At 60.6% G+C, this 21,080-nt stretch carries 18 protein-coding genes; 10 read left to right on the top strand and 8 right to left on the bottom strand.

Annotated features, from left to right (window positions below):
• Window positions 1-2 precede the first annotated feature (2 nt).
• On the bottom strand, window positions 3-704 hold the full coding sequence (locus K8U03_14570; protein MCE9606117.1) for a winged helix-turn-helix domain-containing protein: 702 nt from the start codon (window positions 702-704) through the stop codon (window positions 3-5).
• A gap of 250 nt (window positions 705-954) precedes the next feature.
• Between K8U03_14570 and K8U03_14575 the strand changes: the two genes are divergently transcribed.
• Window positions 955-2,013, top strand: a complete 1,059-nt coding sequence (locus tag K8U03_14575) for a hypothetical protein (GenBank protein MCE9606118.1) — start codon at window positions 955-957, stop codon at window positions 2,011-2,013.
• Window positions 2,014-2,193: 180 nt separating this feature from the next.
• Window positions 2,194-2,538 (top strand): metalloregulator ArsR/SmtB family transcription factor, encoded by a 345-nt coding sequence (locus K8U03_14580; protein ID MCE9606119.1) that lies wholly within the window; start codon window positions 2,194-2,196, stop codon window positions 2,536-2,538.
• 99 nt (window positions 2,539-2,637) lie between these two features.
• Here the strand turns inward: K8U03_14580 and K8U03_14585 are convergent, their stop codons facing one another.
• Window positions 2,638-3,732 carry a DNA topoisomerase IB gene (locus K8U03_14585; protein ID MCE9606120.1) on the bottom strand — a complete coding sequence of 365 codons (1,095 nt, stop codon included), beginning with the start codon at window positions 3,730-3,732 and terminating at the stop codon, window positions 2,638-2,640.
• Window positions 3,733-4,238: 506 nt separating this feature from the next.
• Between K8U03_14585 and K8U03_14590 the strand changes: the two genes are divergently transcribed.
• The 4 genes from K8U03_14590 (at window position 4,239) to K8U03_14605 (ending at window position 7,591) form a co-directional block, all read left to right on the top strand.
• Window positions 4,239-5,057, top strand: coding sequence for a PRC-barrel domain-containing protein (locus K8U03_14590; GenBank protein ID MCE9606121.1), 819 nt, complete (start codon window positions 4,239-4,241; stop codon window positions 5,055-5,057).
• 145 nt (window positions 5,058-5,202) lie between these two features.
• Entirely contained in the window at window positions 5,203-5,412 is a 210-nt protein-coding gene (locus K8U03_14595) for a hypothetical protein (GenBank protein ID MCE9606122.1), read from the top strand.
• Window positions 5,413-5,467: 55 nt separating this feature from the next.
• Entirely contained in the window at window positions 5,468-7,003 is a 1,536-nt protein-coding gene (locus tag K8U03_14600; GenBank protein MCE9606123.1) for an FAD-dependent oxidoreductase, read from the top strand.
• 45 nt (window positions 7,004-7,048) lie between these two features.
• Window positions 7,049-7,591, top strand: coding sequence for a hypothetical protein (locus K8U03_14605; GenBank protein MCE9606124.1), 543 nt, complete (start codon window positions 7,049-7,051; stop codon window positions 7,589-7,591).
• Window positions 7,592-7,702: 111 nt separating this feature from the next.
• Here K8U03_14605 and K8U03_14610 read toward each other — a convergent pair whose 3' ends face one another.
• The 3 genes from K8U03_14610 to K8U03_14620 all read right to left on the bottom strand — a co-directional run bounded on the left by K8U03_14610 (window position 7,703) and on the right by K8U03_14620 (window position 11,987).
• Complete coding sequence (locus K8U03_14610) at window positions 7,703-9,061, bottom strand: MFS transporter (protein MCE9606125.1); 1,359 nt, start codon at window positions 9,059-9,061, stop codon at window positions 7,703-7,705.
• A 44-nt stretch (window positions 9,062-9,105) separates the two neighbouring features.
• The gene (locus K8U03_14615) at window positions 9,106-10,485 is read right to left on the bottom strand and encodes a cytochrome c (GenBank protein ID MCE9606126.1); all 1,380 of its coding nucleotides are present in this window, start codon (window positions 10,483-10,485) and stop codon (window positions 9,106-9,108) included.
• A gap of 92 nt (window positions 10,486-10,577) precedes the next feature.
• A complete protein-coding gene (locus tag K8U03_14620) occupies window positions 10,578-11,987 on the bottom strand; it encodes a redoxin domain-containing protein (GenBank protein MCE9606127.1) in 1,410 nt (469 codons plus the stop codon).
• Window positions 11,988-12,342: 355 nt separating this feature from the next.
• Here K8U03_14620 and K8U03_14625 point away from each other — a divergent pair, with 355 nt between their 5' ends.
• The gene (locus tag K8U03_14625; protein MCE9606128.1) at window positions 12,343-12,699 is read left to right on the top strand and encodes an aspartate 1-decarboxylase; all 357 of its coding nucleotides are present in this window, start codon (window positions 12,343-12,345) and stop codon (window positions 12,697-12,699) included.
• A gap of 95 nt (window positions 12,700-12,794) precedes the next feature.
• On the opposite strand, the gene K8U03_14630 is transcribed toward K8U03_14625, so the two are convergent.
• A complete protein-coding gene (locus K8U03_14630; GenBank protein MCE9606129.1) occupies window positions 12,795-13,028 on the bottom strand; it encodes an addiction module protein in 234 nt (77 codons plus the stop codon).
• A gap of 81 nt (window positions 13,029-13,109) precedes the next feature.
• Window positions 13,110-16,832, bottom strand: coding sequence for a methionine synthase (metH, locus tag K8U03_14635; GenBank protein MCE9606130.1), 3,723 nt, complete (start codon window positions 16,830-16,832; stop codon window positions 13,110-13,112).
• Between the two features lie 253 nt (window positions 16,833-17,085).
• On the opposite strand from metH, the gene K8U03_14640 reads away from it, so the two are divergent.
• Genes K8U03_14640 through K8U03_14650 form a run of 3 tightly spaced genes read left to right on the top strand, consistent with a single transcriptional unit; the run spans window position 17,086 to window position 20,067 of the window.
• Window positions 17,086-18,099, top strand: coding sequence for a hypothetical protein (locus K8U03_14640; protein MCE9606131.1), 1,014 nt, complete (start codon window positions 17,086-17,088; stop codon window positions 18,097-18,099).
• On the top strand, window positions 18,099-19,190 hold the full coding sequence (locus K8U03_14645) for a hypothetical protein (protein ID MCE9606132.1): 1,092 nt from the start codon (window positions 18,099-18,101) through the stop codon (window positions 19,188-19,190). Before K8U03_14640 ends, K8U03_14645 begins: the two co-directional genes overlap by 1 nt.
• A gap of 49 nt (window positions 19,191-19,239) precedes the next feature.
• On the top strand, window positions 19,240-20,067 hold the full coding sequence (locus tag K8U03_14650; GenBank protein MCE9606133.1) for an AAA family ATPase: 828 nt from the start codon (window positions 19,240-19,242) through the stop codon (window positions 20,065-20,067).
• 104 nt (window positions 20,068-20,171) lie between these two features.
• Here K8U03_14650 and K8U03_14655 read toward each other — a convergent pair.
• Window positions 20,172-21,080, bottom strand: a 909-nt coding sequence (locus K8U03_14655; protein MCE9606134.1) for a lysine N(6)-hydroxylase/L-ornithine N(5)-oxygenase family protein, incomplete at its 5' end; no start/stop codon positions are given.

A 21,080-nucleotide genomic window follows, 5' to 3' on the forward strand; every position in this document is an offset into this window, starting at 1 on the left:
TTTTACGCAGATTGACCGGCAAAGCGATAACCGACGCCGCGAATGGTTTGCAGCACGGAACCGGCCGAGCGAATCTTTCGGCGCAGATTGAACATCTGCACGTCGATCGAACGGTCGTCGACCGGATAGTCGGCCCCTTTATATGCGAGCACGATCTGGCGCCGCGAGAACACGACACCCGGCCGCTGCGCCAAGACGTAGAGCAAATCGAACTCGCTCTTGGTGAGTCCGATGAGCGAACCTTCGACCCACACTTCGCGCCGAGCCGGATCGATGGAAAGCTCGCGAAACTCCAAGCTCGTCAGCCCGCGCGCATCCCGCGAGTCTTCGGCATGTCGCTTCTCGACGGCCAGCGCCGTGAAAGAGCCGCCGAAGCCGCATTGATTGCGCAGTAGCGTATAAATTTCGCGGACTGCGGGAAGCGCGGCCTCGGGTATCGTGCGGCTCCAGCCGATCGCCGGCATCGATACGGACCCGCGCTCCATGGCAGCCGTCAGCGCTGCGTCGGTGTTGGGTGCGGTGTTGACGAGGATGATGATCGGTTGTTCGACGATCGGTAACGAACCGTGATCGGTCGCCGGTTGGGTCGCGCGATGGTTCGAGAACGGTACGGCACAAGGAACAGGCGGAAAATCTTCGGCTCGCTTCAATCGAAAACTTGCCGCGCTATGCGACGGTAATGAATCCGTAGTGACCGAGCTCACGACTGTTTCCTTTCACTCGAAACAAAGCGACGAACCAAAATGAGCGACATCCCTTCCGTTCGATGAAGTCGTCTTGCGATTGGCATGCCGAACTTGCAGCGTGTCTTCAAGTGGGAGCAATTCGGCCGTTTTAAGGCTTTGCGAGAGCGATCGCGGTCGATCGGTATCTCCCGGAGCGGAAAAGCCGTTGCATATCACGGAAATTTCCCGTGAAATATAACGGCAGCTAGCGTAATTCGTCGGAATACGGATGATAGTAGTCGCTACGAAACTGCGACTCGCTGCGGCACCGCAAATGCAATGGGTGCCCATCCACCCACTGCCCCCTCGTCCTCCTCCATCCCTCTTTACCGCTCGCCCTGAGTTTATGCAGCCGAGAAACGGTGAGGTTGTCGAGACGCCGCAGGCCGTGGCCCCGAAACGGATGACCCGTTGGGCCCGATTCTGGAAAAGGGTCACGGCGATCCGCGGGTCGTGGGTGGCGCTGAGCCCGCAACGGATTCTGATCTGCGATCTGCTGCACTTCGCCCGCAAGTTGCCGACGATTCCCGTCCAGCGACGCATCAACCTTGCCGCCGTGCGCGATGCGCGCGAGGCCGCGAAGCGCCGGCCGGGCTGGTGCGCGATCTTTACGAAGGCATTCGCCCTGACGGCGGCGGAGCGTCCGGAACTTCGGCGTGCGTATATCCAGTGCCCTTGGCCCCTCTTGTATCAATCGAACGTCAGCGTCGCTTCGGTGGCCGTCGAACAGCAACAGGGAAGCGAGTCGTGCGTGGCGTTCGCCAAACTGCACCGGCCCGACGAGCGTAGCTTGCACGCGCTGGATCGGCATTTGAAGATGTTCTCGCGGTCGTCGCGCAGAAATTCGCTGATCGCGCGGACGGGCTTGCTCGTCGCGCGGCTGTGGTGGCCACTCCGTTATTGCATGTGGTGGTTCGCTCTCAACGGCGTCGGCAAGTTTCGGACACGCCACTTCGGCACCTTCGGCGTCAGCGTCTACTCCGGGCTCGGGGCCGAATCGCTCCATCCTCTCTGCCCGCTTACTTATTTAGTCAGCTACGGCGTGATGCAACCCAACGGCGACATCGACGTCCGACTGGTATACGACCATCGTGTCGTCGACGGCGCGGTCGTGGCGCGAGCCTTGGCGGCGATGGAGACGGTGCTCAACGGCGCCATTCTTCGCGAGCTTCAAACGCTGCAACCCCGAGAGTCTCTCGCGACGGAAGAAAACTCGGCCGGCGAGCCGGCGATCGTACTGCCGCTGCACGTCGCCGAGGGGAGCGTCGGTCGTCGGGCGAGACGTTGATTTTCTCGCGAAGACTTGCTTTATTTCGCGGAAACAATACCCGCTGCGTGCCGAGAACGGGGTGAATCGAGGTCGTCAAACGAGGGGAATTTAATTACAATCGTGAAGCTGCGTAATTGAATATCGTCCTGACGATTCTCGACGCTCCCATTAGCCTCTCGCCAACGGTCGCCGAACACGATGAAAGAGCCGGAAGAGTTTCAGTGGTGCGCCGATCGCTTGAAGGCGCTCGCCGACCCGGAGCGGTTGCGAATCGTCGCCAAGCTCTTGTCGGGCCCTAAGCATGTCGGTGCGTTGGCCGAAGAGTTGAAGGATTCGGTTGTTAAGGTTTCGCACCATCTCGGCGTCTTAAGGCATTCCGGCCTCGTCCTGGCGACTAAGCAAGGACGCTTCGTCGAATATTCGCTGCATCCCGAAGTGTTCGTCGTTCGCAACGAGACCGATAGCGAAAGCTTTCTTGATCTCGGCTGTTGCCGGCTCGGGCTGCCGGTCGAGCGCCCCGTGCAGATCGAGTTGCCGAAATAGAGCGCAGCCGCAGGCTACTTCGATTGGGAATACTGCACTTCCCGTTCGTGTTGCTCGGCTCTCCTCTCCTTCAATCGTTCCCACGATACGGTCTTCGCTTTAGCCGGCTTGCGATCTATTCTTCGCAGGACGAAGCGAGAGTTGCAGGAGATGGATCAGCCGCTTCTCGTCTTGGCGCAAACCGGCGCGCGAAGCTCCATTTTTCGCCTTCGACTTCGGACGCAGAAGAGGCAAGAGCGAGCCGTCTTCATACGCTTCGATTACGGCCGGATGAATGTAACATTTGCGGCAAACGCTCGGCGTGTTTCCCAAACTCTCCGCAACTTCCTTCACCGCGGCCGCCAGAGCGCGACGAACACCGGTCTTGGAGGGAGGCGTTGCCTGCCGTGTCAAGGCCGCGGCTGCGAGCAACGAGCCGCTCCATGTTCGGAAGTCTTTCGCCGTGAAGTCTTGCCCGGAAATCTCGCGCAGGTAATCGTTCACATCGCTTGAGTCGATCGAGCGCCGCTCTACCTGCTCATCGAGATACTGGAAAAGCTCGTAGCCGGGTAAGTCGCGGCAGCGCTTCACGATTTTCGCGAGTCGCCGATCTTCGACCTCGATCGAATGCATTACGCCGCTCTTGCCGCGAAACTCGAATTGGATCCGGTCACCGCGAACCGAGGCGTGCCGATCGCGAAACGTCGTGAGCCCGTAGGAATCGTTCTCTTGGGCATATTCTTCGTTGCCGACCCGGATGCGGCTTGTTTCGAGCAAGCGCACGATGGTCGCCAAGACGCGCTCGCGCGGAATGCCGCGCCGCGCAAGATCATGCGCCACGCGGCGGCGAATGCGCGGCAGCGTTGCAGCGAAGAGGAGCATTCGTCCGTATTTTTCTTCGTCGCGAAACGTCCGCCAGCGCTCATGGTAGCGATATTGCTTTCTCCCCCGGGCATCGCGCCCGGTCGCTTGCAGATGGCCGTTGGGCCAAGGACAAATCCACACGTCTTTCCACGCCGGAGGGATAACTAGAGCCCGAATCCGCGCGAGAGTCTCCGCGTTGCGGAGCGTTCGGCCGGTGGGGCCGAGATAGCGAAAGCCATTGCCGGCCCTGTGGCGCGTGATGCCTTGCTTGTCATCGCTCGCATAGCGCAACGACGCATCGTGGGCGGCTGCGACCGCCGGATCGAGTGCTCGTCGATGTCCCTTCGACATGATTCATCTTTCTCAATTCGTGGGTGGCTCCGACACGGAAACAAACGAACCGTCGAAACCGCACAAAGCTAAGGCAAGTCTTATGCCGCACGGCAAGACGTGCTTCGACGAAGTATGGAACGTCTCGCAACACGATCAACATATGTCGTAGGAGCGACGGAGCCCTGGTGGCCGATCGGCCGGCAAGTGCGATAGCTGGCGACCGGTTGGCGGCAAAGCAGGTTGGACGGTCTGCTGCCAAGCCTCAGCAGTAGGGCCTGTTTAGGCCGGCACTTTCGAAGGTTACTGATTTTTGATGCGTCTCTCTTTTACGTCGGTTTCGCGCTCATTAACGGCATTTGCGACGCTCTCGAACGAGGGCGAAAACCGTATGGTGGCGCGAGAGGGAAAAGCGTAGCGATCGTAACGGCACACTTCTTGCTTAATCGGAAGTCATCGCGATCTCGGTCGCACGCCCATTTCTCGTTTCGCCGAATCCGGCAGTTTCATTCTCAGGAGATTCACTTATGAACATGACTCGCTTATCGATGCTGGCCGCATTATTGGCCCTCGGCCTCGTCGGGCCGAACCTCGTTTCCGCCGAAGACAAAGCCGCTCCAAGCGGTCCCGTCATCTACCGCTTCGGCGATTTGAAAGATCTAAATGTCGACAATCAGAAGAACGAAAAACTCGGCGAGATCGAAGACATCGTCTACGACACCGACAGCGGCCGAATCACCTATGCCGCCGTTTCGTTCGGTGGTTTCCTCGGAGTCGGCGACAAGATGTTCGCCGTACCGTGGCATGCTTTGAAGCCCGAGCTCGATACGGTAAACAACAAGCACCATATTCGGATGAACGCCGATAAGGAATCGTTGAAGGATGCCCCGGGCTTCGATACCGCCCATTGGCCGAACGTCGGCGATGCCAAGTGGTCTGCCGATGTGGATAAGTTCTATCCTGCGGCGGTCGGCACCGAAGCTCAACCGGCTCCGCGTGCCACGGCCCGTGCTTCCGCGCTGGTCGGCATGAACGTCAAGAACTCGCAAGGTGAAAACCTGGGCGAAGTGAAAGACGTCGTCTTCGATATCAGCAAGGGGCAGATCGGCTACGTCGCCGTGTCGTTCGGTGGGTTCCTCGGAGTCGGCGAGAAGTTGTTCGCCGTGCCGTTCCAAGCTTTGGATTCGGCGAAAGACGGGAACTCGTACCACCTCGTCTTGAACATCGACAAGGCGACACTCGAAAAAGCCCCGAGCTTCGACAAGAACAGCTGGCCGAACTTCGCCGACCCGAACTGGGCCCGCGACATCGACGCCGCATACGGTAACCGGACTCCGAAGCAATAGCTTTGGAAAACAAGTTCTCCGCCGGCCGAGGAATACTTCGGATCCATCGGCCGGCGCGAGAACGTTTGAATCACGAAGATCGCAGCAGAACGGACTCGTTGAACTTTTAAGCTCAGTCTTTTTTTATTTTGCAGGAGTAGTAGTCATGGTCGTCGCCGTAAAGAATCATCCCCGTCATCTTCAAGAAGCCGATCTCCCGACTCCCGCTGCGATCGCTCAATTGACGAGCGAAATCCGCAACGAATGGGACTCCAACGAACAACATCGTCGTTTGAAATCGGCTTACCTGCGCCAAATCTGGCTCGTCGACGGCGTGCTCGACCATCGCTTAGATCAACGCCTCACGAACGGCTAATGAACTCCAACGGCGGCTCTTCCCTAAAGCGAAATTTCAATCAAGGATCCCGCCGATGCCGAATTCATTTTGGGCTGAAGATCGAAAACTACCGAAGTTTTCCGAAATGTCGGAAGACGTCACTATCGATGTTGCGATCGTCGGCGGAGGTATTACCGGAATCACGACCGCCTATCTCTTGAAGCAAGCCGGCCTGACCGTGGCGCTGCTCGAGAAGGGTACGATCGCCCAAGCGGAAACCGGACATACGACCGCACATCTGACCTATGTCACCGATGAGCGATTGCCAGATCTCGTAAGCTCGCTCGGCCGTGATCATGCCCGCGCCTTCTGGGAAGCGGGCGAAGCGGCGCTGCTCCAGATCGACGATCTCGTCGAAGCGGAAGCGATCGCCTGCGATTTCGGTTGGGCTCCCGCTTATTTGCACGAACCTTGGCAGCTCGCCAACACGTCGCACAAGACCTCGCTTTCCGAAGACGCCGCGCTGGCTGAGGAATTCGGCTTCCATGCGACCTTCGTGGATGTCGTTCCGCTTGCGAACAGCGCCGGAGTTCGGTTCGCGAACCAAGCGAAGTTTCATCCGTTGAAGTATCTCGCCGGCCTCGTCGCGCGAATCGCCGGCGACGGCAGCTATGTCTTCGAGCGCGCGGAAGTGACGGAAATCAAAGACGAGCCGTTGCGGCTGAAGTGCGGCGAGCGTCAGGTGCATTGCGGCAAGGTAGTCGTCGCGACGCATGTCCCGCTGATGGGAATCGCCGGACTGATGCAAGCGAGCTTTTTGCAAACCAAGCTCGCCCTCTATAGCAGCTACGCGATCGGCGCTCGGCTCCCGCTCGATAGCCTCCCCGAAGCGATGTTTTGGGACATTTCGGATCCCTACTATTACCTACGCGTCGATCGGCGCGACGATCACGACTACGTCATCTTCGGCGGCGAAGACCATAAGACCGGACAAGTGCGCGAGACCGCCGATCAGTATCGCAAGCTCGAACAATTGCTGCGCTCGATCTTGCCGCGAGCCGAGGTAACGCACCGCTGGTCGGGCCAAGTGATCGAAACCAGCGATGCGATGCCGTACATCGGCGAGTTTGCGAAGGGGCAGTACATTGCGACCGGCTTCGGCGGCAACGGCATGACCCTCGGCACGCTCTCGGCCATGATGATCCGCGACTCCGTGCTCGGCCGTACGAATCCTTGGAGCGAGCTCTTCGACCCGCATCGAACCGGCCTCCGCGGCGGCACCTGGGACTACCTCAAAGAAAACTCCGACTATCCGTACTATCTGATCCGCGATCGCATTCGCGGGGCCGACGCAAGCTCGATCGAGGATGTGCGGCCCGGCGAAGGAAAGATCGTCCGTATCGAAGGGCACCCCGTTGCCGTTTCTCGCGACGACCAGGGAGAGCTTTCGGCCGTCTCGGCAAGCTGCACGCATCTCGGCTGCCTTGTGCATTGGAACGGCGCGGAAAAAACCTGGGACTGCCCCTGCCACGGCTCGCGCTTTCGTTGCGACGGCGGCATCATCGCCGGCCCTGCCGAAACGCCCCTTGCGAAACAAGAAATTCACGCGACATCCGCGGACAAACACTAACTCACGACGAGCACCGCTCGCCGTTCAACGGAGAAGGATTCCAGCATGGCAACGATCACGACATCCGAAACGATCGCGGAGAAACAAGAACGCCCGGTGCGTGTCGGCGTGTTTTCCGATGTCCCACATGCCGACGAAGCCGTGGCTCGGCTCCTGCAAGCGGGCTTCTCGCGCGATAACCTCAGCATCGTCTGCTCCGATGAAACGATACGCGCCCACTACGACGGCATCACTACCGAAGAACCGGCCGGCTCGCATACGCCGCTGGCCGTGGCTGCCGGGGGAACCATCGGTGCGATCGGCGGATTCGCCTTGGCGGCGGTCGGTGCCGGTTTCGGGAACCCGGCGCTACTTGCAACCGGGGGACTCGCGTTCTGGAGCGGTGGAATTGTCGGCGGGTTGGTCGCGGCGATGATGACGCGCGGCATCGAGAAGTCGGCCGCCGAACTCTACTCGCAAGCGCTGACCGATAACAAGATTCTCGTCGCTGTGGAGTCGCACGAAGCCGATGCGGCCTCGTCGCTCGCGAAAGCGGAAAAGATTCTCCACGATGCCGGCGCCGAGCCGTTGGCGTTGCCCGAAGGCTAATCTCGGCGACGGCTTCGCGATCATGGGTCTTGTCCCGCATCGCAATCGCCGGCCGGCACTTCGAAGGCGGCTCATTGAAAACGAGACGTCCGGTTTGCGTTGCCGAACGCTTCAACTTCGTTTCTTCGGATCGACGGCGGGCGACGTCGGGGGCACGATCGGAGTCACTGTCGGATGCACGGCCGAGCCGATCTCCGGCAAGATTCCGAGCCGAATATAATGCGGCCGCACGATCTCGCGCAGCCGCCGCAACTGCGAGCCGAAGACGAGCGCCCCAGTGCCGCAACTGATCGCTGCGATGAAGAGCGCCGTCGAGAGTCCGTAGCGGCTCGCGATCGTTCCTGCCGCTAGGCTGCCGATCGGCGCGAGGCCGACGAACGCCATCGTGTAGAAGCTCATCACGCGTCCTCGCTTGTCTTCATCGACGAGTGTTTGCACGAGAATGTTCGACGCTCCCATTTGCACCATCATCCCGAAACCGACGACGACGAGCGCCGCCAGCGATTGCCACAGCACGCTCGAAAAGGCCAACACCGCAAGCCCGGCGGCTAGCAACAACGGTGCAACGGCGATCCAGCGTCCGAGCCCGACGACGGTCGTTCGCGTAGCGAGAAACACGGCGCCGCACAGCGCTCCGAGGCCCGAAGCGATCGTGAGCATGCCGAACGTTCCTTCGGCGCCGCCGAGCGTTTGCACGGCGATCAGCGGCAGCAGCACGCTATAAGATGTTCCGGCCATGCTGACGAGCGCGACGAGCAACAAGATGGCCCGAATCGGCGCGAAGCGCGCGACGTAAAGAAACCCGTCGTAAAGTTTCCGCGAGACGCCGACCACGTTCGTCGGTCGTTGTCGCGGGACGACACGCATCGCACGCAGTGCAAACAACACGGCGATATAGCTCAGCGCGTTGAGCAAGAAACAGATCGCCGGCCCGACGGCGTCGAGCAGCACCGCAGCCAGAGCAGGGCCGACCAGTCGGGCTCCGTTGAACATCGACGAATTCAGCGAGATGGCGTTCGACAGATGTTCCTTATCGTCAATCATCTCCGAAAGGAACGCTTGCCGCGCCGGCATATCGAAGGCGTTGATGAGCCCGAGCATGACGGAGAGAACGAGAATCCAAGCGACGGTGATCTCGCCGCTGAACATCAGCCCGGTGAGGAGAAACGCTTGAGCCATCGCCAGCGTTTGCGTAAGCATAATCAGCCGGTGGCGATTCACATGGTCGGCCAACACGCCGGCAACCGGCGCAAGGAAAAATGCCGGGATCTGTCCTGCGAACCCGACCAGCCCGAGCCAATAAGCCGAGGCGTCCTGCAAGTCGGTCGCTTGATTGCGCGTGAGCGTGAACACGACCCACGCCATCGCGACTTGCTGCATCCAAGTGCCGGTCAGCGAAATTCCTTGGCCGGCGAAGAAGAGCCTAAAATTGCGATGCGATAACGCACGAAGTGCCCCTTGCTTTGCCATGACGAAGTTCGACTGCCGCAAACTGAGCCGCACTTGCGAAAGAATTATAAAGTCTTGAGATACTCGAGCACGGCTTGCTTCTCAGGCTCGCTCAAGGCCTCGGGAAACGTATGTCCCGCGGCGCTCTTGCCCCGCAGTCGCGTATCGAAATAACGCCGCACTAGGCGATGATCGCTTTGATCTTTCTTCGGCAACTCTTCCATCCGCGTGACTTCGAGCCCTACTTTCTCCCGGTCGTATCCGTCGTCGCTCCGCTTCCAAACCGTGGGCCGCGTCGCAGGGTGCATGAGATCCCGGAGCGTCGGCACGGAGCCGTTGTGCAAATAAGGAGCCGAGGCCCAGACGCCGTCGAGCGGCGGAGCGATATAGCCGCCGGGATCGGCGATGATCTCCAGCGGCGTTCCTCGCGCGAACCACGACGCGCCGTACATCTTGCGACCGTCTACCGTGAGCGCTTCGAGCCGCACCCGGTCGGTTCCTACTTCATCGATCGGAATGATCTTCTCCGGCCAGCCGGCTACGGGACTCTTGTCGTCGTAGCGGCCGTGGCAAGTCGCGCAGTGGTTATTGAAGATCATCTTGCCGGTCGACGCGAGTTGCGCATCGATCGGAAAGGGATACTTCGGCGCTTCCAGCGAAAGAATCCAAGCTTCGATGTCGCGATAGTCGGCTTCCCATTCCGTGAACTTGTCGGGCCCGTTGCGCGGGATCAACAAGAACTGCATGAGAGCTCGCGGGCTGCGCGGCGCGAAGCCGTCGACATAGAGTCGCGATTTTCGTTTGTAATGCCACCACGGAATCGCGTCGAGATCGTGGTGCGTCAGCTTAGGGAGCGTCCGATCGCGATGAAAGGTCAGGTCGGGATCGCGATACGAAAGCAAGATCTGACCGAACATCACCGCGTTGGTCGTGCCGATGCTGCCGCCGAGCGGATACAGCAGCGAGCCGTTGTCCATGTGCGTGAAGCGTTTGCCTTGCGCATACTTCACGGCGCGCACGTCTTCGGTGAGCGTTTGCAGATCGTAGAGCGAGTTGGGTGCGCCGTAGACGACCTTGCCCGCCACCTTACCGGTGTGGCACGCGAGACAATTCATCGTCCAACCATCGCCGGGGCTCGGCGTATATTGCAACGCCGTACGCTGCGATCCGGCGGGATGTTCGGTGAGCCCGTAACGCTCGAGCGTCAGCTTGCGGCGTTCTTCGGGCGAGGCGCTCTCGGCGCGCAAGCGAGCTTCGCGCTCCCAGACGGTATACAGCGCATCGAACACAGCTTGATCGAAGTCTTGCGTGAGATACGGCTTCGTCGTGAGTAAACGAAACCCTCGCTCCGCCGGCGTTTCGGCCTGCGCTGCGGGCTTTGCTTCCGTAGCCCCGCCGTCGGCAGCCGCCGCACGTGACGCAGCTACCGCCGCGATCGAAATCAAAACGAAGGCCGCGAACCGGCGGCAACGCCCACGAACGGAGTCGGAACATCTTCGCGCAGCGGATCTTCCACGGTCGAACATGAACGGCTCGACTACTTCTTTTTCCCGGCGGTTGCGAGATCCTTGCCCGCGATCAACTCTTCGAGCTGTTTCGGGATTTCTTCGATGTCGCCGATGCCGATATGCACGACCTGCACGACTCCCTTGCGATCGATGAAGACGGTTTGCGGAACCGGCTCGACTTTGTATTTCTGCATGATCTTATTGTCGGTGTCGAGCACGACGTTGAGGTCGAGCTTCTTCAGCGCCAGGAACTCCTTCACGATCGATTCTTCTTCTTGCAGGTTGACCGCGACGAATACGACACCATCGGCCTTGTGCTTGGCCGTCATCTCGGCGAGCTTCGGAAGTCCGGCGACGCACGGCGGGCACCAAGTGGCCCAGAAATCGACGACGACGATCTTGCCAGCCAAGTCGGCGAGCTTTACCGTCTCGCCTTTCAGGTTCTTCCCTTCGAACGCCGGGGCCGGCTTGCCGACCAGCGTCATCGCGGCGGGAGCTTCAAGATCGTCGACGAGCGTGGCATCCGACGGCGGATCGATCTTAAACGTATCGGCCGAGGCCGCTGCGCCGTACGCCCAATGGTCGAACGACACCTTGAGGCTCAGCTCGATACCCGGCGGGAGCTTGCGTCCGTTTTTCGCGGCGATCTCCGAAACGTTCGGCACGACCGAGAGCAAGTGCGGGGCCGGGTCGGTCGAGAACCACCAATCGGTATGCACGCCGTCGTCGACGACCCGCAGATGATGCCGCTTCGCCCCTTCGACCTCTTCCGCACCGACGTATTCGATCCCGCCGTAGTTGGCGAGAATCTTCTCGAGCGCGGTCCCGGCCAATGCATCGCCGACGATAGATAGCCCTTGCTGTTGATTGAAGCTGACCAAGACCAAGGATTTGTCGAGTTCGGAGAACGAAGCGGGTGCGGCACCCAGCGTGTACATCCCTTTCTTCGCGTCGAGCCGGTAGAGCTTCTCGCCATTGCTGATGAGAGTCGAGCCGTCGGCTTTCTTCGACTTCAGCGCCAGTTTGTTCGGCCGCTCGGCGGCAAACGAATAACTTTCGGAATCGGCTTGCACGGGCATGCCGTTTTGCGTCACGGTGAAGGCCGCTTGGGTATCGCACTGCAACGTCTTCGTCGCGGCGATGGCCGCGTACCAAGCGGTCAGGACTTTCTCGGCCTCGGGAGCGACCTTTGCCGAACTCGGCTCGGGCTTCTTCTCGTCGGTTTTCTTATCTTCCGTTTTCTTCTCGTCCGACTTCGGTTCTTCGGCCTTCTTCGGCTCGACCTTATTTTCTACGACTTTATTCTCTGCCGTCTTCTTCTCCTCTACCTTTTGAACTTCGGCCTTTTGAGCTTCGGCTTTCGTGCTGCTTTCCTGGTTGCAGCCGACGCCGGTCAACCAAAGGGCCGCGATCGAAACAAGAACGAGGAAGCGATTCATGGCGAAGTTTCCTAAAAATCGAATAAACACATTGTCGCACGCATCACCGCATGCGTTGCCGCACATCGTCGGGGAGGCGCACGGCGATCCTGCACGTCGAAACCACCGGAGTTAGACTACCGAGGACGGGACGGAGCGACAAGACGAACGCCGCTCGCGTGCCGTGCCCACGAGTGGGAAACGAGGCGGACAGTTGGTGGCGAGAACGAGTCGAAAGCGGTTCGTCGCTCGGCGAAGAGGCCGGCGATGGTCTGTCCTTCGCCGCCCCTCGGAGGATATAATCTTGCGAAGTCGAAGCACGCCGGCGTGCATTTCGACGTGAGTTTCGCGTTTCTTCGTACGAGATGCCGCCGCCATGTTTCGTCGGATGTTTAAAAGCAAGATCCATCGCGCCGTGGTCACGGGCGCCGATCTCAATTATGAGGGAAGCCTGACGATCGACTCGGCCCTCTTGGAGGCCGCCGACATTTTGCCGAACGAAGCGGTCCACGTCTGGGACGTAACGAACGGCGTGCGGCTCACGACCTACGCCATCGCCGGCGAACGAAACTCGGGCATGATGTGCGTCAACGGGGCAGGGGCCCATCTCATCAAGCCGGGCGACATCATCATCGTCGCGACGTTCGTCGACCTCACGGACGAAGAAGCCCGCCGGCATAAGCCGAGCGTGATTTTCGTGGATGAGAAGAATCGTCAGACGGAAAAGAAGTAGAAAGATGTCGATCGACGAGCGTCAGTGATCTCGCCGTTTTCAGCGGCGTGCTTCGCTCAGCTCGTTCAACGAGCCCGCGAGAAAAACTACCGGCTTCACGCTTGCTCTCGTCGCCGTAGCTCGGCTTGGACTTCTTCCCAAGTGTAAGTCTGAGCCTGACCCGCATCGAAGTCCGCGGAACGCTGCCGCACGACTTCGTCCCAGGATTCATCATACGGTCGCCCACCGCTCTCGACGGCCGCGGTTTGCAGCGCATCGATTAAGGCCCATTGCTCTTGCGGAGGAAGAGACAACGCTTGCTGTAGGATCGATTGAACGTCGGGCGACATCGGCGTACTCCCTATTTTTCGACAACTATATCGTAATCGAAATAAGAGGAGGTTGCCTACTAAAACTACGGCCCGTCGTTCTTACGGATCATATCCCAAGTTCGGCGCCAGCCAGCGTTCGACTTCCGCGACCGGAATTCCTTTTCGCTTTGCGTATGCCTCGGCTTGGTCGCGCGTGATTCGATCGACGGCGAAGTACTTCGAGTCCGGATGCGCGAAGTAGAGTCCGCTTACAGCCGCCGCCGGATGCATGGCATACGACTCCGTGAGCATGATGCCGGTCGCCTCTTCGGCTTGCAGCAGATCGAACAGCGTTCGCTTCTCCGTATGGTCGGGACACGCAGGATAACCCGGCGCCGGTCGGATGCCGCGATACTGTTCGTCGACGAGCTCTTCCTGCGAAAGCTTTTCGTCGCGACCGTATCCCCACTCGCGCCGGGCACGCACATGCAGATATTCGGCGAAAGCTTCGGCAAAGCGGTCGGCCAGCGCCTTGGTCATGATCGAGTTATAGTCGTCGTGGTCGGCATCGAACTTCGCGACGAGCGCATCGCAACCGTCGCCGGTCGTCACGGCGAAAGCGCCGAGGTGGTCGGCTCGGCCGGCTTCGACCGGCGCAATGAAATCGGCCAAGGCGTGAAACGCTTTTTGCCCTTTCCGTTCCCACTGTTGCCGCAACGTGAAGAAGCGGCAAGCCTCGACGCTGCGCGACTCGTCCGTGTAGACGATAATGTCGTCTCCCGCCGACGCAGCGGGCCAAAATCCGTACACGGCATGCGCACGGAGCAGCTTCTCGTCGACGATCTTCTTCAATAGCGCGCGCGCATCGTCGTAGAGTTTCTGCGCCGTTTCCCCCACTTCAGGATCTTGAAAGATGCGCGGATACTTGCCGATGAGCTCCCAGGTCATGAAGAACGGCGACCAATCGATGTACGGCACCAATTCTTCCAACGGGAAATCGCGCAACACGCGCCGCCCGACGAACTCCGGCCGGGCGACGTCGATGGTCGCCCAATCGGTCGCGAACTTATTCGCACACGCCTCTTTGTAGTCGACCAGATGGACTTGCTGCCGTTCTTGATACGCTTTGACCATCTCCGCTTGGCTCTGGCGGTTGGCGACGTCGAAGTCGGCGGTCGATTTCGGATTCAACAGCTTCTCGACGATGCCGACGCTGCGCGAAGCGTCGAGAACGTGGACCGTCGACCTGGCGTACTGCGGCGCGATTTTCACCGCCGTATGCTTGGCGCTGGTCGTCGCCCCGCCGATCAAGAGCGGCACGTCGATCTCTTGTCGCTGCATTTCCTTGGCGACGTAGACCATCTCGTCGAGACTCGGCGTGATCAACCCGCTTAGCCCGATGACGTTCACTCCTTCGGTGCGCGCCGTCTCCAAGATCTTGTCGCACGGCACCATCACGCCGAGATCGATGATCTGGTAGTTATTGCAAGCCAACACGACACCGACGATGTTCTTGCCGATGTCGTGGACGTCTCCCTTGACCGTCGCCAGCAAGATCTTGCCGCGCGGCTTATCCACCGCGCCGCTCTTCTTCTTTTCTTCTTCCATAAACGGCAGCAAATACGCGACCGACTTCTTCATCACCCGCGCGCTCTTCACGACCTGCGGGAGAAACATCTTTCCCGCACCGAACAAGTCGCCGACGGTCTTCATGCCGTCCATCAGCGGCCCCTCGATGATCGAAAGACACGAGGGATACGTGTCGCGAGCCTCCTGCGTGTCGGCCTCGATATATTCGACGATCCCGCGCATGAGCGCGTGCGAGAGCCGCTCTTCGACGGTTCCTTGACGCCACGCGAGTTCCGCGACCGGGTTCTTCTGGCCTTGGTTCTTCACCGACTCGGCCAGCTGAATCAAGCGCTCCGTCGCGTCCGGACGACGATCGAACAGCACGTCTTCGACGCGCTCGAGCAACTCCTTCGGAATGTCGTCGTACGACGGCAACTGCCCCGCGTTGACGATCCCCATGTCCATGCCGGCCCGCACGGCATGATAGAGAAACGCGGAGTGCATCGCTTGCCGCACCGGCTCGTTGCCGCGAAACGAAAACGAAATGTTGCTCACGCCGCCGGAGATCTTCGCATGCGGACAGACTTGCTTGATCTTCCGGGTCGCTTCGTTGAAGTTGATCGCGTAGCGGTTGTGTTCCTCCATGCCCGTCGCGACGGTGAGGATATTCGGATCGAAGATGATATCTTGCGGAGGGAAGCCGATCTTCTCGGTCAGCAGGTCGTAGGCCCGTTTGCAGATCCGCACCTTCTCGTCGATCGTGACGGCTTGGCCCTGCTCGTCGAACGCCATGACGACGACCGCCGCCCCGTAGCGGCGCAGCAGCTTGGCCCGCGCAAGAAACAACTCTTCGCCGTCTTTCAGGCTGATCGAATTGACGATTCCTGTCCCGTGCGTGCATTTCAAGCCGGCTTCGATCACGGTCCATTTTGAGCTGTCGACCATCGTCGGCACGCGGCATACCTCGGGCTCGCTCGAAACGAGGTTCAAGAAGCGGGTCATCGCTTCTTCGCCGTTGAGCATCCCTTCGTCCATGTTCACATCAATCACGTTCGCGCCTGCCTCGACCTGCTCGCGCGCCACGCCGATCGATTCTTCGTGCTTGCCGTCGAGCACGAGCTTGGCGAACTTCTTCGAGCCGGTAACGTTCGTACGTTCGCCGATGTTGAGAAAATTGGTTTCCGGTCGAATCACCAAAGGCTCCAAACCGCTGAGCCGCAGCAGCGTGTCGCGCTGCGCCGGCTTGCGAGCGGGCTTACCTTTCACGGCATCGGCGATCGCCTTGATGTGCGGTGGAGTCGTGCCGCAGCAACCACCGACGATATTCAGCCAGCCGTCTTCGGCGTAAGCACCGAGCGTCTCGGCCATCATGCCGGGCGTCTCGTCGAAGCCGCCGAAGGCGTTCGGCAAGCCGGCATTCGGATAGCAACTGAAATACACCGGCGCGATCTTCTGCAACTCTTCGACGTAGGGGCGCATGTGCGACGGCCCGAGCGCGCAGTTGAACCCGACGCTCAGCAGATCGGCATGCGAGAGCGATGTCCAAAACGCTTCGACCGTTTGACCCGAAAGGGTGCGGCCTCCTTGAAAGATCGTGACCGAAGCCATGACCGGAAGGCGGACATTGTGGTCGTCGAAGTATTTCTCGATCGCGAACAGCGCCGCCTTGAGCACGAGCGTATCGAACGCCGTCTCGGGCAAGAGAATATCGACCCCGCCTTCGACGAGCGCCGCGGTCTGTTCGTAATACGCCGCGACCATCTCATCGAACGTGGTCGAGCGATGGCCGGGATCGTTGACGTTGCCCGAGATCGAAAGCTGCCGATTCGTCGGCCCCATCGAGCCGGCGACGAACCGCGGCTTGTCGGGCGTCCGGCGGTTCCATTCGTCGACCGCCTCGCGCGCCAGCAGAGCGCCGGCAAGGTTCAAATCGCGCACTCGGTGCTCGAGCCCGAAGTCGGCCATTGCGACGTTCGTCGCTCCGAACGTGTTCGTCTCGATGATATCGGCGCCGGCTTCGAGATACTGGCTGTGGATGTTCCGAATCGCGTCCGGCTGAGTGATGCAGAGGATATCGATGAAGTTCTTGAGATCCTTCGGGGTGTTGTCGAACTGCCCCCCCCGATAGTCGACTTCCTCGAATTTCAGGGCATGCACCATGGTTCCCATCGCGCCGTCGAGCACGAGAACTTTCGACTTCAAAAGCTCGCGAAGAATCGCTTCCGACTGCGGATGAGATGCACCTGCCACGCTATCGCTCCGGACCAAAACCATTGCCTAGTAACAACTTCAGTCGCCAAGCTTGTAAGTATGGCGAAGCACCCCGTTAGCGACAAGAGGGAGCAAGGTTTGCCGCCGCGCATGCAGCCTCGACAATCGGCAGCCGTTCGCTTATTTCCCTTGCCTCTAAAATCGAACTCTTCCTCAAGATCGCTACATTCCCGACCCGATAGTGCTGAGGTAACTCGGAGTGTTTCCACCGCCTGCTTGCGCGGTTGCTCTTGGGCGAGTCAAGGACGACTCTTATATGGCTCCCTTAAACTCGTACTCTAACGACGTCGGACGCGAGCCTCCGGTTCGGGTCGTGCGACGTCAATTGATTACGTCGCGCGGCTCTCAAGAGATGCCGACGCCGCGGGTCGTGCTGCATTTGCCCGATCTCGATGCGCTGCAAACGGTTGCCTTGGGCCCGGCCCGACCGACTTCGCGCCGCCGCATCGATGCCGCGCACGGCGTCGAGCCGACGTCCGGCCGCTCGGGTCGCTCGCGCGATGCGAAAAAATCGCACGATAGCGAAGAGGCTCCTGCGGCGAGCCCGCTGCTGAACTTGCTGCGCGTGCCTCTCAATAAATGGCTGCCCCCTCTGGCTGCCGGAAAGCTGAACGCCGGATCGGTGGGGCAACTCGTCGTCTTGTTGCAACAACCCAAAGTCTTGCTCGGGGCGGTCGTGGCCGTCGCGATGCAGCTTGCGGCTGTACTGGCGATGCTCGGCGGCGGAGCGACGACGACCGACAAAAGCACCCCTGCGCCGACTCCGGCTCCGACCGGCAACATGAACATCGCTCAATCGCAGAGCGTCGTTCCGACGACGACCCCTCACGAACAACATGCCGACCATCGCCACGGCCCGATCCGCACGCCGCTGAACGCGCAGCACAGCAACGGTCAGCCGTTCATCGGTCCGTCGTTGTTGCCCGCGCCGCAATCGCTGGCCGGTGCCGATGCGAAGGATGTGCCGCCGTGGCAAGCCCCTTCCGCGCAGTTGCCGCCGCCGTCGGCCGCTCCGGTTCGCAATGAAACGGTTTCGACACCGACGGCCGCTCCCATCTTCCGCGGCCCGACGAACGCAACTTCGAATGCGACTCCGAACTCGACTTCGGCGAACAACACTTCGTCGCTCGGCTCCGAAGTGAACGCCGTGGCGCGGCCCGAAGTAGGAAACGCTTCGACCAGCGGCACGACCAACGTCGTACAAACCAGCGGCGGCAAGGCCAAGCTCATGGGAACCATCCAACGAAAACCGAACGGCGGAGCTAAGTAATGAGCACGTTGGATCAAGCCTTCATTCGGGCCTATCAAGCAGGACGAAGCACGCCGGCAGCGCAGCCGACCGGAGCGGCAGTCGACGCCGCGCCGCGGCCGTCGTCGCATCCTTCCGTAGCGACTGCTGCACCCGAACTCGCGACCGCCGCGGCAACTGCTTCCCCTGCGCGAAGCGCCCGCTCGCGACACTACGTCGACTCCGCACACGGCTCGACCGCGGCACCGCATTTCCGCGCGACGACTTCGCCGCAACCATCGGCACCGGCACAGGCACCGATCGAGCGCCGCGCCGGCTACGACTCGGATGCTTATGCCGAAGCGACTCTCGCCCAAGAGACGACGAGCACGCTGGAAGGCAACCCGTATGAATCGGGCCGACGTGAATCCGCCGTCGTCGAAGAGATCGCGGTTCCGTTTTGCCCGGCGTTCGAGACCGAGCGCTTTCATTGGCCGCGCAACGTCGAGGTGCTGATCGCCGCGACGGGAAACGAGTTCGCTCAATTCACCGCCGAGTTGGAAGAGCGCATCGGGGCCGGCCGGCAGACGTTGGTCGTCACCGGTATCGGCCGGAGCGAAGGGCGCTCGACGCTCGTCTTAGCGCTGGCTCGCTTGCTGGCGAACCGCAACTTGCGCGCGGTCGTCGTCGATGCCGATCTGCGGCAACCACAACTGGCCGAGCTATTGGGGATCCGGCCCGAGCTCGGTTGGGACGACGTTTACGCCGAGCGGCTCTCTCTGACCGACGCGCTCATCGAATCGCTCGCCGATCGTGTCACGCTGCTGCCGATGCGAAGCGGATTTTCCAATCCTCGTGCGCTGGCCGGCAACAAGACGTTTGCCGGAATCATCGAACAACTGAAACAAAACTACGATGCCGTGATTCTCGACGTCGGGCCGCTCCCCGACGATCAAGACACGATCGACTTGGCTGCCGCGCTGACCGGCTGCAAGCTCGACGATGCGATCGTCGTCCGCGATCGTCGCACGACGAGCCCGAAAGATGTGCAAGCCGTTTGTCGTCGGCTCGCGGTGCTGGGAGTCCATCATTGCGACATCGCGGAAAACTTCACGGAGCTGCAAGGGTATTGAGGAAGGGGTCAGGGGTCGGAGGTCAGGGGCCAGCAGCACAGAGGCGGCGATGTACGAAAATCATTGGTCCTTGGAGCGGCGCCCCTTCGGCAGCGGCTGCGACTCGCGGTTCTATTACCCGAGCGACGCGCATCAAGGAACGCTGCTGAAATTGCGCTTCGCGGTCGAAAGCAAACATGCGGCCGCGCTCGTCATCGGCGAGTCGGGCACCGGCAAGACGCTCATCGGGCGTTTACTTGCCGAACGCCTGCCGCTCGAATGCGCGCCGCTCGTCCATCTCACGTTCCCGCAAATGCCCGCCGCGAATCTGCTCGCCTATCTGGCGCGCGAGCTCCAAGCCGAGCACAACGGCGGAGCGCAGGTGCCGTCGATCGATGAAGCGGTGTGGGCCTTGCAACAACTCCTGACGGCCAACGCGCGAACCGGCAAGCATGCCGTGATCATCATCGATGAAGCGCATCTGATCGAAAGCACGCAGACGTTCGAAGCGTTGCGGTTGCTCTCTAATATCGAATTCGACGGTTCCCCGGTCGCGACGATGATCTTCATCGGCAAGCCGGCGCTGATGCCCATCTTCGAGCGGCTGCCGCAATGGGAACAGCGGTTCGCGGTGAAATGTCTGCTGCGCCCGCTCGGCTCCGATGAAACCCATGCTTACGTGCAACACCGCTTACAAACGGCCGGCGCCGGCGACGAGCGGATCTTCGAGATCGAAGCACTCGAAGCACTCCACGCGATCACGCAAGGAACGCCGCGCGACGTCAATCGGATCGCCGACCTCGCCTTGCTCACGGCTTTCGCCGACGGCGAGACGACGATCGCGCCGGAAAGAATCCACGCCGTCGCGTCGGAACTGGTAAACGTCGGAGCAGACTGACAGAAAAGCAAAAACCAGAAGCTAGAAACCAGAAGAGCGAACATCTCGGACGACACCGTACATCGCTTGCGGTTTCGCGGACCTGCGTGCCGTGCGCCACCGTTTCACACCGGGTGCGTCTTATAGAGATCGAGCGTCTCGCGGTCGCCGATGATCGTGAAAAGAGCGCGGATCTGATCGTGGCCGGCGGCGAGTAAGAAATCGCTCCGGCGACCGTAGCTCTTGCTGCCGAGCACGTAAAAATCGGGCTCCGGATTCAGCAATGCTTGTGCAAGTTCGGCCGTCGTTGCTTTCACGCCGGTCGCCGTTTGCCGACGGAGCAACTGCGCCAGCGGCGCGGGAGCATCGGTCGTCGGGCAATGGACGACTTGCAGCTGCGAGTAGAGTTCCATGTCGGGCGCGAAGCCGACATTCGCGACAACCCGATCGAACGTGTAGAAGCCGGCATGCCGGCCGCTGAGCTCGACCGAGAAATTTTGCGCCGCTTCGTCCCATTCGACCGCTTCGATATAGGTAGCCGGGAAGTGCTGGAAGGCGTCTTTCGATTCGAGCGCGAGCAGGTTCGCGCGTTGCGCCAAGGCATCCGGCTCGGGGAGTGCATCGTCGGCCGATTGCGCGATCGGGCCGAGTTGCGCGGGGGAATACTCACGGCGCGTCACCCAGGTCGTGCGCGTGTCCGAATCTTCGGAGACGAGCGACGCCAGATCGACGACGGTCGTTGCAGCGGAATATCCTCCGCCGACGACCAGCGTATGCAGGCCCGCATAGGTCTCGCGATCTTCGCCTAAGACGTCGGGCACACGGTATTCGATGTATTCCGAAGCGTCTGCTTCGCCGCGCGCGGGAATGCCGGCGTTGCCGAGTGGGTTGGGAAGGGTGCTCGTGCCGGAGCAGTCGAACACGACATCGGCATACTCGATCCGCTCCGTGCCGTCGGCATCGCGCACAAGCAAACGAAACGGAACATCGATCCGCCGCTCGTCTTCGTAGAAGTCGCCCTTCAACAAGCCTTC

Source organism: Planctomycetia bacterium, assembly GCA_021413845.1.
In the GTDB taxonomy this organism is placed as follows: domain Bacteria; phylum Planctomycetota; class Planctomycetia; order Pirellulales; family PNKZ01; genus PNKZ01.